The following is a 13078-nucleotide window of genomic DNA, read 5'->3' as shown; positions in this document are numbered from 1 at the left end:
GGTGGGGTTGCGATGGGGCAGGACAGGACACGGGGCGTCGTCCCGGCGGCGCTGGCGGTACTGCTGCTGGCGGGCTGCTCGCCGGCGCCGGACGCCGGCGCGGCGGGTGGCAGACCGGCCGAGGAGCCGGGTGGGAGCGCGAAGGGCGGCGCGGGGGTGAAGGTCACCGCCGGGGAGGCGGCCGTCGGGGGCGCCGGAACGCCGTGCGCCCTGCCCGTGTCGTTCCGTACCGCGGCCGACTGGACGGCGGAGAAGGTGACGGCGGGCGACGAGGACGACGCGTTCGCCTCGCTCGCCCGGCAGGGGCCCGTGAAGCTCGTGTGCGAGATCGACGCCAAGCCGGCCGGGAACATCGGCTTCCTGCGCGTGTGGACCGGCCCGAGCGCCGGCACACCGCGCGAGGTGCTCGAAGCCTTCGTGTCGGACGAGAAGAACGCCGGGACCGTCCGCTACCGGGAGACCAAGGCCGGCGGCCTTCCCGCCACCGAGGTCACCTACGTCGTCACCAGCGAGTTCCTGGACGAGCCGAAGAAGGAGCGCGCGCTCGCCGTCGTCGCCCCCGACGGCGCGGTGGTGCTGCACCTGGGCGGGCTGGACACGGCGGAGCACGAACAGATGCTCCCCGCGTACGAGCTGGCCAGAAGCACGATGGCGGTCACGGGCTGACAAGCGCCGCTCGTTCGTACGCGCTCACCCCCAGTGTGCGCACGGGTGTCGAGGGCGACGGCGCGATCGGCTGAATTCCGGTGGGCCCCCGGCGCCGCCCGTCCCGGCACGAGCGAAAGACACCTGTGCGGGGATACTTTCGACAGAGCGGGCAGACGACCCGTACTAGAGTCGGCGAATGCGTGCGACGACAGCGTCGGCCTCCTGCAGGAGGTGCGCGGATGTTTCCTGGGAGTGACGGCCGTATGCAGCGCGCGGGACCACCGGACGACCCCGTCGACGACATCGCCGTCCAGGTGGCCGCGGCCGCCGAAGCGGTGGTGTCCACCTGGACGCAGGCCTCGCGCACCGCGTCTCCACGGCTGTCCGCGCTCCAGTTGGAGGCGCTGCTGTTCGTCCGGCGGTGGCCGGGCGTCAACCTCACCGGACTGGCCGAAGAGGTCGGCGCCGCCCCGCCCGCCGTGAGCCGGCTGTGCGACCGGCTGGAGGCGGCCGGGCTGCTGCGCCGCGAGCCGGTTCCCACCAGCCGGCGGGAGATCGGGCTCGTACTGACGTTGCAGGGGCAGGAGCTGATCGACGCCCTGTTCGCCCGTCGCCACGCGATGTTCGCCGCGGTCCTGGCCCGTATGCCGTCCGCGGAACGCGAGAAGCTGCTGTCCGGGCTACTGGCCTTCTTCCAGGCGGCTCAGCCCGGCGGCATCGACACCGACCGGCAACCGCCGGGCTAGCCGGTGCTTCCGGCGGGCACCCGGCCGGCCGGTCCTCACGGCTACCGGCGAGTGCCGGGCCGGGCGGTCCTGCCGCGCCAGTCCAGGCAGACGACCGCGGCGTCGTCGGGCAGGTCGTCGCTGCCGTGGTACTGCATCAGCGCCTCGACGACGGCGCGGGCGGTCTCGTGAGCCGTGGAGCTCCCGGTCGCGGCGATCGTCTCGCACAGGGCGTCCTCACCGAAGACGCCGGCCTTCTCACCCGACCGCGCTCTGTGCACGCCGCTGCTCACGACGACCAGGCGGTCGCCGCGTTGCAACTGGAACGACTCCTCGTGGTAGTCCGTCTCCTCGAACATGCCCAGCGGGATCTGCGTCTCCAGCTCCAGTCGTTCGACGCGGTCGTCCCGCCGGCGGAACACATGGGGCGAGCCCGCGTCGACCGCCCGCACCCGGCCGGTGGCCAGTTCGCACTGCAGCAGGAGCGTCGCCGAGTACCGCTCTCCGCCGTATTCGCCGTAGATGGCCTGGTCGGCGAGGCACGCCTGGTCGGCCAGGGAGACTCCGCCCCGGCGCGCGTTGCGCAGGGCGCTGACGGTGAGGCCGGCCAGCAGAGCGGCCTGGATGCCCTGCCCCTTGCCGTCCGACACGGTCAGGTGCAGGTGCTCGTCGGTGACCGACCAGTCGAAGTTGTCCCCTCCGATCGCGTAGGCCGGCTCCAGGTGAGCGCCGAGAGTGAACTCGGCCTCCTCGATCCCCCGGCCGGGCAGCAGCTGCCACTGCATCTCCGCGGCCAGGGTGAGGCGCTTGCGCCGGCGGGCCTGGAGGTAGAGGTCGGTGTCGCGTTCGGCGACGATCAGTTCATGACCGACCGCCGTGGTGAAGTCGGCCAGCTCCAGCACGCCCGGCGCCCCCGCCGACGGCTCCGGCAGGTGCACGGACAGGACGCCGAGGCGGTCTCCCCGTACGGTGACGGGGAGATGCACCGTGACCATGCCGGGGTCTCCCGTGACCTCCATGACCGGGGCCTGTGCCGAGAAGGCGCGTGCGGCGGGGTGTCCGCCGCGTACCGGGAGCGTCTCGCCCGTGTGGGGCAGGCGTGTCACCGGCTGAAGCACCGCCAGGCCGTAGTCGGCGAGCAGCAGTGTGACCGAGCGGGCGTCCACGGCGTCGGCGAGCAGCGAGCGGGCGATGGACAGCAGACCGGTGGGCGGCGCCGCCCGCAGCGCGCTCTCAGCCGCGCCGAGCCATCGGCCGGGCTGGTTGTTCATGTCTCTTCCCTCGGGTCCGACGAGCTCCACGCGGACGGCGACAGGGTTTCGCTTTCCATCGCCGCGCCGTACGCAGATCTCATCTGCCCGGCCGACGGCCGGACATGCTCGGCCGCCCGGGCGTCAGGCGATGTCCGCCGAGTGCCCCGCCATGTCCGCCGTGTGCGCCGCGCCGGGCGCGCCGCCGGGGCCGATGCGGGCGGCGGCCGCGGTGTGGAAGGCTTCGAGCCCTTCGGCGAGGGACACCAGTTTCGCGGGCTCCATCTCACGAAGGACGGCTTCCAGTTCGCGCACCCGGAACGTACGGAAGTCGGCGAGCACAGCGTGCCCGCGCCGGCTCAGCCGTACCTCGATCTCCCGGCGGCTGGTCGCGCTCGGGAACCGCTCGACGAGGCCGGCCGCCTCCAGGCGGTCGCACAGGCGGCTCACTGACGAGGGCCGCGATCCGAGCGCCTCGCCCAGGGCGCGGAGGTTGACGCCCTCCTGCCCTTCCAGCGCGGTCAGCGCGCGCAGCTGCGAGGGTGACACCGGGCCGGAGGGAACGGCTTCCTGGCCCCGGCCCCACAGAAGCTGCAGCAGTTCCAACGCCGCGCATGCGTCATGGGCCACCTGCTCATGGCCGGTGGAGTGCAGAGTGCGGAGCATCGCACCACTCTCTCACTCCGGTGGGTGATTTGTCAGCCGCCGTTTTGTGCGGCCCCTCGGGCGAGACGCCCGGGGCTACCGGTCCGCGACGAGACGGTCGGCCGGCGCGGCGACGAAGTAGTCGGCGTCCTTCGGGCGCTTGAGGGACGGGCTCTGCGGACGGCGGGCGGGCTCGAGGTGGGGTATGTGCTTGGAGCAGTGGATGTACGCCTCGACGACGGTGACGCGGACCCAGAACTCGGGCTGCCTTCCCGGGGCTGTGTCGACCGGCAGGAAGGGGTGGGCGGCCCGCAGCTCCCGCTCGTCCACCAGCCGGGCGGAGCCGTTGACGTGCAGTCCGATGTGGTGATGGGTGAAGTCGAGGAACAGCAGTCCCAGGTGCGGGTTCTCCGCCATGTTGCCGGCGCTTGCCATGACGCCGTTCCCCCGGTACTCGGGGTAGGCGAGGGTGTGGTCGTCGAGGACGGTCACGAACCCCGGCGGGCCGGCGCGGAAGCTGGCGTCGCAGTGGCCGCGGGCGTCCGACGTGGAGAGGAAGAGCATCGACTGACGGCCGATGAAGTCCCGCATCGTGTCGGTGAGACGGGGATGGACCTGCCGGTCGTAGAAGGCGTCGGCTCTCTGCACGGTGCCGAGGTGGTCTTGCAGCATGCGCTCCCCGCGCGAGGGTGAGGCGTCGTGGCTGTTCACAGGTTTTCGCTCTCGGGCTGGTGTCGGGGCGGTGCCAGGGGCGTGGTCAGGACGGGATCGCCGAGCGGGTCGTGGTGGATGCGGGCGGCGGGGACTCCCTCGTTGCGCAGGATCCGGGCAGCGGCGGTGACCATGCCCGGAGGCCCGCACAGGAAGGCCTCATGCTGCCCCCAGGGTCCGAATTCGCGCAACACCTGCGGCAGGGTGCCCTCACGGCCGGCTATGTGCTGGTGCGAGACGGCGGCCCGTACGGAGAGCCAGTGCTGACGCTGCGCCATCCGCAACATGTCGTCCAGGCCGTAGAGTTCCTCGGCGGTGCGGGCGCCCACGAAGAGGTCGACGTAACGCCGCATGTCGCCGAGGGCCGCCTGTTCGAGGAGGGCGCGGATCGGGGCGAGTCCGGTGCCGCCCGCGACGCACACCAGGTCGCGGTCACCGGCCGCCGTCAGCGTCATGTCGCCCTGCGGCGGTCCGAGGGTGACGACGTCGCCGGCGGCCGCACGGTGCACCAGGGCGTTGCTCACCCGGCCGCCGGGCACGGCACGGATGTGAAAGGTGAGTGTGGAGTCCGTGCGGGGAGCGTTGGCGGGCGAGTACTGACGCCATGCTTTGGGCTCCCAGGGCGTCCGCAGGCTCACGTACTGGCCCGCCTCGTAGGCGTAGGGCACGTCCGTCCGTACGGTGATCTCCGCGATGCCGTGGCCGCGGTGTTCGTGCCGGACGATCTGCGCCTCCCAGGTGGCGGGGCGCAGGCGGGTGTCGTCGGCTGCGGCCAGGATCATCACACGCGCCGCCGTGGTGTACGCCCGCGTCCAGGCCGCTTCGACGTCCGCGGTCCACGCGGCGCCGGCGTAGCGGGCCAGGGACGCCAGGAGACACTCGCCGACCGCGGGGTAGTGGGCTTCGAGGGCCCCGAACTTGCGGTGGTCGCGCCCCAGCAGGGTGCAGAAGCGTACGAGGTTCTCCGGGTCGTCGACCAGCTCGACGATGCGCAGGAGGCCGCGCAGGAGCCTGTCGCGCTGTCCGTCCATGTTGTCCGGGAAGAGCTCTCTGACCTGCGGGTAGCGGGCGAAGAGAATGCTGTAGAAGTACACCGTCAGGTCGGCCGCGTGCGGTGCGACCACGGCGAGCCCGGCGCGTACGAGCGCGATCTCGTGGGCGGTGAGCGGTGTGGGCGCCATTCCGGGGACGGGACGGTCGGTGGGCGCGTGCGCCCCCGCCGAGAAGCTGTCCGGGTGCATCGGGCGTGCAGGCAAGAAACGTGTCGCAATCGCGCAGGGCCGGCCGTGGGCAGGGCCGGGCAAGGATGGTCGGTCGGGCGCCCCGTGGGCCGGGAGGGTCAGGCGCCGCTCCGCGCGGCGGGCACCCCCACCCGGGAGGGTCCGGTGCAGCGGATGGCCAGGGCGAGGGTGTCGTCGGGGTGCAGGACGACGGTGTGCATGTCGGCGGCGATGGCCGCGGGGATGTCGGTCAGCGGCTTCGTCGCGTGCCGGCGCGCCGCCTCGACGAGGCGGATCTCGCCCTCGGTGGGATCCCTGCGGCTCTCGGTGAGACCGTCGGTGTAGAGGATGAGGAGGTCTCCCGCCTCGACGTCGAGGTGCAGGATCTCCTCGCTCCCGGGCAGGGGGAAGCCGATGCCTCTGCCGCGCAGCTCGAGGTAGCGGGCGGTGCCGTCGGCCCGGAGGAGGAGGGCGGGCGGGTGGCTGCCGTTCGCGATGCGCAGTTCCCCGGTGGCCGGGTCGAGGCGGGCCAGCAGGACGGTGGCCATGAGTTCGGGGTCCAGCGGCATGAGGATCTCGTGGGTGCGGGCGAGAATCGACTTGAGGGGGTGGCCCTCCAGAGCGAGAGTGCGCACCGCGTGCGTCACGTTGAGGGCGCTGCGGGTGCTGCGTACGCCGTGTCCGAGGGCGTCGACGACGGTGATGTGCAGAGTGCCGTCGGGGAGCACGAACCAGTCGTAGTGGTCGCCGCCGGTGGGGGCGTTCGAGTCTGCCGGGGCGTAGTGGACGGCCAGTTCCAGACCGTCCACGGTGAGTGGTCTCGGGCGCAGGGCGTCTTCGAGTTCCTGGAGTATCTGACCGTGGGCCTGGCGCAGCTGCTCGTCGCGTTCCTCGAGCTGGACGTACAGGGCGAGGACTCCGGCGTTGGTCTCGGCCAGCTCGTGCTTGAGGCGGCGGTGTTCGGCGACGAGGCCGTCGGTGCGGGCGAAGGCCGCGCGCAGCTCCTCTTCCACGGCGCGGGTCTCCGTCCAGCGGGCGTCGCCGGGCGGATGCGTGCCGGGCGCGGAGCCGTCCTCCGGTGCGGGCACGGGGATCCGCCAGGTGACGGAGTCGTGGGACGGGTTCGCCGCGGGCAGGGGCAGGTCCGCCGTGGCGAGCGGGCCGGCTGCCTCGGGCAGGCGCAGCGTGACGGCCAGCACGTGGGAGTGCGGCGTCTCCGTACCGGCGTCCGCGCCGGGGTCCGGTTCGTGCGCGGCACTCAGGGCGGCCGGCCGGCCGGCGCGCAGCTCGCTGTCGGCCACGTCGGTCACGGACAGCACGAGGCGGGCCCTGACGTCGGCGGGCAGGCCGTGTTCGCGCGCGATGCGGCGCACGGCCCGGCGCAGCGGCGGCAGGCTGCGGAAGAATCTGTCGGTCATCGGGGCCCTTGGTGAGGCTTGGCGGCGAGCACGGTCGCGTCGTCGCGGCCGGAACGGTGTCCGTGGGCGACGGCTGTGGCGAGCAGCGGGGGTGGCAGGCGCAGGTGGAAGGGGGACGGGGCGTGGGCCCATGAAGGTGTGATGCCGTCGCTGTGGAGTACGGCTGTTGTGCCCGGGTCCAGAGGGATCATGCGTGACTGCGGTATAGGCATCTTCCAGCCGACGACGCCAGGCTGGCCGGTCAGCCTGTGGTGGACTCCGCGGGGGGAGAGGGCCAGGGCCCGGACGTTGCCGATGCCGCAGTACTCCGCGTGGTCCGGGCGCAGGCGCAGGAGTCCGACCGCGGCGCCGCGGGTGTGGCGCAGCGACCGGTGCAGGGCGGTGAGGATCTGGGGCAGCGCCCGGTCGGCGGCGGGGCCGAAGGCGCGCAGGGCGGTCTGGGCGGCCTCGGCGGCGTGCGGTCCGTGCCCGAGTCCGTCCAGGACGATCGCGGTACGGACGCCGTCGTCCTCGACGAGGGCGGCGGCGTCCCCGCAGTCCCGCTCGCCCTCGGCGGGCAGGCAGACGAAGCCCGCGTCCTGGAAGACCGGCCGGGGCAGGCCGGGCAGGACGAGCCGGGCGCAGACCAGGGTGCCGACACCGACCCGGGTGCGGATGGTGAAGTCCGACGCGATGCGCTTCACCGCCCCGAGCCCGGCGCCGAGGGTGCCGGTGGTGGTGTATCCGTCGGCGAGACAGCGCTGCAGTTCGGGCATGCCGGGACCTCGGTCGGCCGCGAGAACCTCCAACCCGGCGCCCTGCGGCAGCGCCTGGATGTACAGGGCTCCGTCCTTGGCGTGCTTGTCGAGGTTACTGGCCAGTTCGGAGGCCAGCACGGCGGCCCGGTCCGGCATCGCGCCGGGGAGGCCGCACTCCTGCGCCAGCGAGCGGGCCGTCGCCGCCGCCAGGTGCACGGCGCTGTAGTGATCGATGCGCACCAGGGCGGTGGGCGGCACGATCTGACGCGTCAACGCGGCACCCACCGCGTGGCGATCACGGTCGTCCCGCGACCCGGCGCGGTCCGGACCTCGAACTCGTCCATGAGGCGGCGGGCGCCGCCCAGGCCGTGGCCCAGCCCCGCTCCGGTCGTGAAGCCGTCCACGAGTGCCGCTTCCACGTCGGGGATGCCGGGGCCCTGGTCACGTATCGTCAGCTTCAGCCCCTGCCCGCCGTGGCGACGCGGGAAGTCGATCGTGAGCACCCCTCCGCCGCCGTGGATGTAGGCGTTGCGGGCCAGCTCACTGGCGGCGGTCACCACCCGCGTCTGGTCGACGATGCCGAACCCGACCGCGAGAGTGGCCGCGCGCACCGCGTGGCGGACCGTCAGCAGGTCCTCCTCCGTGTGCAGGGCCACCCGCGTGACGGGCTCCGCGGCGGCGTCGGGGTCCGCGGCGCCGAGGTGTGCGGTGTCCGGGCGCCCGGCGTCCGGGCGGTTGTCGCGCGAGGTGGTGGAGGTGTTAGCGAGTTGAGTCACGGTGGGCCCCTTCCGGGGGCTGCGGACTTTGGTGCCAGCCCAGGGCGGCCATCCCTTGTTCTGCGTTCAGGGCGGTTTCCACGCCGACGAGTTCGATGCCCAGTTCGACCAGGGTGATGGCGACGGGCGGCCGCATGCCGGCGACGACCACCCGCGCTCCGAGCAGCTTGGCCATCGTGGTCAGTTCCATCAAGGTACGGGCCACGAAGGAGTCGATGATCTCGAGACGCGAGATGTCGATCAGGACGCCGCGTACCCTGTCCGCCGAGATGCGCTCCGTGAGTTCATGGGTGAAGGCGAGAGCGGCCTTGTCGTCGAGCTCGTTGAGCAGCCCGGTGATCAGGACGTCACCCAGGCGCAGTATGGGTACGCCGGTCGATGCGAACCCACTCATCGCGATGCCGGTCCGTCGGGGGTGGGCAGGGGACCGGCGGTGAGTTTGATGGCCTCGGACAGCGCGTCGGAGAGCGTGGCCCGCGTCATGATGGTCGACAGGTCGATGCCCAGCTGTGCGATGGTCTGCGCGATCGGCGGCCGGATGCCGCTGATGATGCAGTCGGCCCCCATCAGCCGTACCGCGTTGACCGTCTGCATCAGATGCTGCGCCACGGCGGTGTCCACCGTCGGCACACCGGTGATGTCGACGATGGCGACCGTCGCCTCCTGGTCCTGGATGGCCTGGAGGAGGTTCTCCATCACCACCTGCGTGCGCGCCGTGTCCAGCGTCCCGATCAGCGGTACGCCCAGAACCTGACGCCAGAGCCGGACCACCGGGGTCGACAACTCCAGCAGCTGCCTGCTCTGCCGGCGGATGATCTCCTCGCGGCCCTCGACGTACGTGTCGAAGGACAGCGCCCCGGCCGAGTCCAGCAGCCGGTTGATCAACAGGGCCGCCGAGAACAGCTCTCCGCTGTCCTGCGTCGTCTCCTGCACGGCCTCCAGCAGCGCCTCTTTGAGCACGAGAACGGCCAGCGCCGTAGCGGTGGGAGACTCCCCTCCCCTCGCCCTGCGCAGGGAGAGGTCGGTGACCGCGCGGTTGAGCTCGGCGTGCGAGTTCGCGATGCGGTCGATCGGCAGCGCGCTGTCGAGACCGGTCACCAGGGCGGCGACCACCGTGTCCGCCTCCTCGCGCAGTTCACTCTCGCTCGTCATGCCGCTCAGGGCAGCCTGCTGCACCTGCAGCCGCACCCACCGGTCCGCTATCTCCTCGACGCGCCCCCGCATGGCGTTGGCGACGTGCTTCCGGGCCACGGCCTCGCTGCTCCTGCTCACCAGACTTCCCTTCACGACCCCCACCGACGCCGCCGACCTGGCAGTCGGCCGGGGTGATCTTGCTCCGTTCGATTGTTGTCGTGCGGCAAATATAAGCACGGGACGCTCACACAAGAAAAGCAGGGCCACCGCCGTCACTCGATCGATCGATCGCGCGGCGGCCTGTCCCCTCCTGCCCCTGCCCCGTGATCGCGTTCACGAACTGAGTCCACCGTCACAACCGGGTGATGTCCGGGGACCCCGTGGTGACCCCCCGCCTTCCCGAACGGCCGACGGCCTGGTCGGCGGCCGGTCGAGGGCGCTCTCGGGCGGGTGGAGGCCCGCTTCGGGGGTCCTGGTGAATCTGCTGGGTGAACCCGTAAAGGATCTGCGGCGCGCCCTCCGGTAACGTCACAAGCTATGAGCCATCCGCATCCCGAACTCAAAGCCGCCCCTCCTCTGCCCGCCGGAGGGCTGAGGGTCGTCGCCCTGGGCGGTCTGGGGGAGATCGGCCGCAATATGACCGTCTTTGAGCATGCCGGCAAGCTGCTCATCGTGGACTGCGGCGTGCTGTTCCCCGAGGAGACCCAGCCCGGGGTGGACGTGATCCTCCCCGACTTCACTTCGATCCGCGACCGTCTGGACGACGTCGTGGCGGTGGTGCTGACACACGGCCACGAAGACCACATCGGCGCCGTTCCGTATCTGCTGCGCGAGCGCTCGGACATTCCCGTCGTCGGCTCGAAGCTGACGCTGGCGTTCCTCGAAGCCAAGCTCAAGGAGCACGGCATCAGGCCGCGCACCGTGCGCGTGCGTGAGGGCGACCGGCGGTCGTTCGGCCCCTTCGACTGCGAGTTCGTGGCGGTCAACCACTCCATCCCGGACAGCCTCGCCATCGCGATCCGCACCGGCGCCGGGATGGTGCTGCACACCGGCGACTTCAAGATGGACCAGTTCCCGCTGGACGACCGGATCACCGATCTGCGCGCCTTCGCCCGGCTCGGCGAGGAGGGTGTCGACCTCTTCCTCACCGACTCGACCAACGCCGAGGTGCCGGGCTTCACCACCTCCGAGCGCGACCTGAACCCCGCGATCGAGCAGGTCATGCGTACGGCCCCGAGGCGGGTCATCGTCTCCAGCTTCGCCAGCCACGTGCACCGCATCCAGCAGGTGCTGGACGCGGCCCATCAGCACGGCCGCAAGGTCGCCTTCGTCGGCCGGTCGATGGTCCGCAACATGGGGATCGCCCGCGAACTGGGCTACCTGAAGGTGCCGTCCGGCCTGATCGTGAGCATGCGGGAGCTGGAGAAGCTTCCCGACAACAAGATCACCCTGGTGTGCACCGGTTCCCAGGGCGAGCCGATGGCCGCCCTGTCCCGGATGGCCAACCGCGACCACATGATCCGCATCGGGAAGGGCGACACCGTCCTGCTCGCCAGCTCCCTGATCCCGGGCAACGAGAACGCCATCTACCGGGTGATCAACGGACTGACCCGGTGGGGTGCCCACGTCGTCCACAAGGGCAACGCCAAGGTGCACGTCTCCGGGCACGCGAGCGCCGGTGAGCTCGTCTACTGCTACAACATCGTCAAGCCCCGCCACGTCATGCCCGTGCACGGCGAGTGGCGCCACCTGCGGGCCAACGGCGACCTGGCCATCCGTACCGGGGTCGACCCCGACCGGGTGGTCATCGCCGAGGACGGAGTCGTGGTCGACCTCGTCGACGGCCGCGCCTCCATCACGGGCAAGGTGCCGGCCGGTTACGTGTACGTCGACGGCATGACCGTCGGCGGCGCGACCGAGGCCTCGCTCAAGGACCGCCTCACCCTCGCGGAGGAAGGCGTCGTCACGGTCGTGGCGATCGTCGACGCCGACACGGGGGCACTGGCCGAGACTCCCGACTTCCTGGCCCGGGGCTTCGTCCACGACGACACGACGTTCGAACCGGTCGTGCCGGTCATCGAGAAGGTCCTGGCCAAGGCCGCCGAGGAAGGCGTCGGAGACGCCCACCAGCTCGAACAGCTCATCGCCCGCGCGGTGGCGTCCTGGGCGTTCCGGACACACCGCCGCAAGCCCCTCATCATCCCGGTCATCATCGACGCGTGAGAGGGCGGCCCGGCTCCGGTGCGGGGGACGCCACGACCGGCGTCCCCGGCACCGGGCCGGGCCGACGAGGTGTGCGTGCCGGCCGGCCGACGGCGCCCGCCACCGCACCCCGGCCCCCATTCCGCCGGTCGGCCCAGCGGCCCTGCGCGTGAGGCGGTCCGTTTTTACGCTGGTCGCATGATCACCAGGTCCAGTGTTCGCGGGGCTCTCACCGGTGCGGCGTTCGCCCTCGGTGCGCTGGCCCTCCTTCAGCCACCGGCTGCCGCCACCCCCCACAACGACCCGCTGCCGCCGCCCCGGCCCGCGTCCGTCGGCAAGGCCCTGTTGCACCGGATGGGCACCCACGTACGCCCGAAGCCGGGGGCGCCCGCCCTTCCGCGCAAGCTGTCAGCCCTGTCGTGGCTGGTGGCGGACGTCGACACGGGTGACGTACTGGCCGCCCACGACGCGCACCGGCGGCTGCCGCCGGCCAGCACCATGAAGACCCTCTTCGCCCTCACCGCCCTCCCCCGCCTCTCCGGCAGCGCCCTGCACACGGTCGACGACGCCGAACTCGCCGCGGTGGGCGAGGGCAGCAGCATGGTGGGCGTGCAACCGGGACGCACGTACCGGATCGCGGATCTGTGGCGGGGCGTCTTCCTCAGCTCCGGCAACGACGCCGTCCACGTGCTGGCGAAGCTCAACGGCGGCTGGAAGGCCACGGCGGCGCAGATGCAGGCCAAGGCGCGGACACTGGGCGCGCTGGACACCCACGTGGTCTCGCCGGACGGCTACGACGCTCCCGGCCAGGTGTCCTCCGCGTACGACCTGGCGGTCTTCGGGCGGTCCGGGCTGGCCGACCCGCAGTTCGCCCAGTACGCGGCGACGGCCGCCACACGCTTCCCCGGCGGCACGCGCCGGGACGGGAGCCCGACCTGGACGTTCGGCATCCGGAACACCAACCGGCTGCTGACGGGCAGCGACGGGGTGAAGAGATACCCGGGCATCATCGGCCTCAAGAACGGCTACACCACCCGCGCCGGCCACACCCTGATCGCCGCCGCGCAACGCGACGGCCGACGCCTGCTGGTGACGGTGATGAACCCGCGCAAGGGCGGCGGCCACGCCGTGTACGAGGAGGCCCGCTCCCTGCTCGACTGGGGCTTCGCCGCCTCCGGCCGGGTCCACCCCGTCGGATCGCTGCTCCCGCCCTCCCTGCACCGGGATCCGGGCGCCACAGCCGTGTCCGCCGCCCAGGCGGCGGCTCTGCAGCGCGAGGAGCCCGGCTCCGGCATCGCGTACTCCTCGGTGGGCGCGCTCGTCGGCGCGGCGTGCCTGACGGCGGGCGTCATCCTGTGGACCCGGGGCGGCCGCCGCCGGCCGGCGTACGCGGGCCGGTTCTCCTCCGCTCTCGGTTCGCTCCGGAACCGGGCGTCGAAGCGGCCGCCGCGTGGCCCGCGGCCTCCGTCCCGGCCCGGGCCGCAGTAGGACGGCCACCCCGGCCGACCGGCTCCGGGCGCCGGCCTCTCCGGAGGACGACGCCGAGCCGTACGGCAGAGAAGCGCAAGGCCCGGTCCGCATGTGCGGTCCGGGCCTTCCAGCTGTGGAAGCA

The 13078-nt window shown here is 72.2% G+C and carries 13 protein-coding genes; 4 read left to right on the top strand and 9 right to left on the bottom strand.

What is annotated here, in order from left to right; translation table 11 throughout:
- Nucleotides 1-12 precede the first annotated feature (12 nt).
- Together AC07FK_RS11940 and AC07FK_RS11935 are read left to right on the top strand one after the other, a co-directional pair.
- Complete coding sequence (locus tag AC07FK_RS11940; protein WP_479104737.1) at nt 13-666, top strand: lipoprotein; 654 nt, start codon at nt 13-15, stop codon at nt 664-666.
- A gap of 221 nt (nt 667-887) precedes the next feature.
- Nucleotides 888-1394, top strand: coding sequence for a MarR family winged helix-turn-helix transcriptional regulator (locus tag AC07FK_RS11935; RefSeq protein WP_479104736.1), 507 nt, complete (start codon nt 888-890; stop codon nt 1392-1394).
- Nucleotides 1395-1435: 41 nt separating this feature from the next.
- Here the strand turns inward: AC07FK_RS11935 and AC07FK_RS11930 are convergent, their stop codons facing one another.
- The 9 genes from AC07FK_RS11930 to AC07FK_RS11890 all read right to left on the bottom strand — a co-directional run bounded on the left by AC07FK_RS11930 (nt 1436) and on the right by AC07FK_RS11890 (nt 9354).
- Nucleotides 1436-2644 carry a PP2C family protein-serine/threonine phosphatase gene (locus AC07FK_RS11930; protein ID WP_479104735.1) on the bottom strand — a complete coding sequence of 403 codons (1209 nt, stop codon included), beginning with the start codon at nt 2642-2644 and terminating at the stop codon, nt 1436-1438.
- Nucleotides 2645-2767: 123 nt separating this feature from the next.
- Entirely contained in the window at nt 2768-3289 is a 522-nt protein-coding gene (locus AC07FK_RS11925; RefSeq protein ID WP_479104734.1) for a MarR family winged helix-turn-helix transcriptional regulator, read from the bottom strand.
- 75 nt (nt 3290-3364) lie between these two features.
- Nucleotides 3365-3940, bottom strand: coding sequence for a pyridoxamine 5'-phosphate oxidase family protein (locus AC07FK_RS11920; protein ID WP_479104733.1), 576 nt, complete (start codon nt 3938-3940; stop codon nt 3365-3367).
- A 35-nt stretch (nt 3941-3975) separates the two neighbouring features.
- Nucleotides 3976-5160, bottom strand: coding sequence for a globin domain-containing protein (locus AC07FK_RS11915; RefSeq protein WP_479104732.1), 1185 nt, complete (start codon nt 5158-5160; stop codon nt 3976-3978).
- A 158-nt stretch (nt 5161-5318) separates the two neighbouring features.
- Complete coding sequence (locus AC07FK_RS11910) at nt 5319-6617, bottom strand: PP2C family protein-serine/threonine phosphatase (protein WP_479104731.1); 1299 nt, start codon at nt 6615-6617, stop codon at nt 5319-5321.
- Entirely contained in the window at nt 6614-7627 is a 1014-nt protein-coding gene (locus tag AC07FK_RS11905; protein ID WP_479104730.1) for a SpoIIE family protein phosphatase, read from the bottom strand. The genes AC07FK_RS11910 and AC07FK_RS11905 overlap by 4 nt, the downstream gene beginning before the upstream one ends.
- On the bottom strand, nt 7624-8130 hold the full coding sequence (locus tag AC07FK_RS11900) for an ATP-binding protein (RefSeq protein WP_479104729.1): 507 nt from the start codon (nt 8128-8130) through the stop codon (nt 7624-7626). Before AC07FK_RS11900 ends, AC07FK_RS11905 begins: the two co-directional genes overlap by 4 nt.
- On the bottom strand, nt 8114-8524 hold the full coding sequence (locus AC07FK_RS11895) for an STAS domain-containing protein (RefSeq protein WP_479104728.1): 411 nt from the start codon (nt 8522-8524) through the stop codon (nt 8114-8116). The genes AC07FK_RS11900 and AC07FK_RS11895 overlap by 17 nt, the downstream gene beginning before the upstream one ends.
- Nucleotides 8521-9354 carry an STAS domain-containing protein gene (locus tag AC07FK_RS11890; RefSeq protein ID WP_479104966.1) on the bottom strand — a complete coding sequence of 278 codons (834 nt, stop codon included), beginning with the start codon at nt 9352-9354 and terminating at the stop codon, nt 8521-8523. Before AC07FK_RS11890 ends, AC07FK_RS11895 begins: the two co-directional genes overlap by 4 nt.
- Before the next feature lie 447 nt (nt 9355-9801).
- Here AC07FK_RS11890 and AC07FK_RS11885 point away from each other — a divergent pair, with 447 nt between their 5' ends.
- Nucleotides 9802-11487 carry a ribonuclease J gene (locus tag AC07FK_RS11885; protein WP_479104727.1) on the top strand — a complete coding sequence of 562 codons (1686 nt, stop codon included), beginning with the start codon at nt 9802-9804 and terminating at the stop codon, nt 11485-11487.
- Nucleotides 11488-11664: 177 nt separating this feature from the next.
- Nucleotides 11665-12954, top strand: a complete 1290-nt coding sequence (locus AC07FK_RS11880; protein WP_479104726.1) for a D-alanyl-D-alanine carboxypeptidase family protein — start codon at nt 11665-11667, stop codon at nt 12952-12954.
- Nucleotides 12955-13078 lie beyond the last annotated feature (124 nt).

Source organism: Streptomyces sp. NPDC046122 (genome assembly GCF_056429965.1).
This window is presented reverse-complemented; position numbering and strand designations above follow the sequence as displayed.